The 899-nt window shown below is 29.3% G+C and carries 2 protein-coding genes; both read left to right on the top strand.

Translation table 11 applies throughout. The features are described from left to right. Positions 1–77 precede the first annotated feature (77 nt). Positions 78–374, top strand: coding sequence for a type II toxin-antitoxin system HigB family toxin (locus F6U93_RS14420; protein WP_150940931.1), 297 nt, complete (start codon positions 78–80; stop codon positions 372–374). An 11-nt stretch (positions 375–385) separates the two neighbouring features. Beyond that, positions 386–754 (top strand): helix-turn-helix domain-containing protein, encoded by a 369-nt coding sequence (locus F6U93_RS14415; RefSeq protein WP_150940930.1) that lies wholly within the window; start codon positions 386–388, stop codon positions 752–754. Positions 755–899 lie beyond the last annotated feature (145 nt).

Here is an 899-nt window from a genome sequence, read left to right as displayed (position 1 = left end):
GTTACCCTTCATTAAAAAAAACACCAAAGTTCACTATTTGAGAACATTTTTATTATCTTTGCGATAGAAATTAAAGTATGAAAAGAATAATAGCGAAGAGAACTCTGAGAGAATTTTGGGAAAAACATGCTGATTCAGAACAATATTTAAAAACATGGTTTGAAACTGCAAAAAACTCAAATTGGACATCGCCTAACGAAATCAAACAAACTTATATAAATGCTAGTGTTCTAAAAGACAGTAGGGTTGTTTTCAATATTAAAGGGAACTCATATAGATTAATTGTAAAATTCAACTTTGATAGACAATGGGCCTTTATAAGGTTTGTGGGAACACATGCCGAATATGACAAGATAGACGCAAACACTATTTAAAAAACAAGATTATGAAAATAAAACCTATAAAATCTGAGCAAGATTACGAAAAAGCATTAGATCGATTAGAAGTAATTTTTGATGCTAAAATAAACACAAAAGAAGGAGACGAAGCTGAAATATTATCAATGTTAATTGACAATTACGAAAATCAGTATTATCCAATTGATGCTCCCGACCCTATCGAAGCGATAAAAATTAGAATGGAGGAAATGAATTTAAAACAAAAAGATTTAGTCGGTATCATAGGAGGAAAAAGTAGAGTATCAGAAATACTAAATAAAAAGAAGAAACTTACTGTTGATATGATTAGAGAACTTGAAAGAATCTTGCATATTTCTGCATCTGTATTGGTTAATAATTATCAACTATCAAAATAAAATAACGAAGGGTAACATTGGCTATAATTAATACGGGATTTAGTTCTTAAGTCTAAGTTTAGTGTGTTTTATAAAGACCGCCAAATCCTTTGATTTGGCTTTACAACAAAAAAGATAAAACAAAATAAAAAGATTTGGCTAAGTG

Origin of the sequence: Pseudotamlana haliotis (assembly GCF_008806375.1) — a bacterium.
Classification (GTDB): Bacteria; Bacteroidota; Bacteroidia; order Flavobacteriales; family Flavobacteriaceae; genus Pseudotamlana; species Pseudotamlana haliotis.
Note: the sequence above shows the minus strand (reverse complement) of the source record. Positions and strands in the feature narration are given on the sequence as shown.

Excerpts from the sequence above, each read along its gene's own strand:
- F6U93_RS14420 (WP_150940931.1), top strand. The coding sequence starts at position 78 with ATGAAAAGAATAATAGCGAAGAGAACTCTGAGAGAATTTTGGGAAAAA.
- F6U93_RS14415 (WP_150940930.1), top strand. The coding sequence starts at position 386 with ATGAAAATAAAACCTATAAAATCTGAGCAAGATTACGAAAAAGCATTA.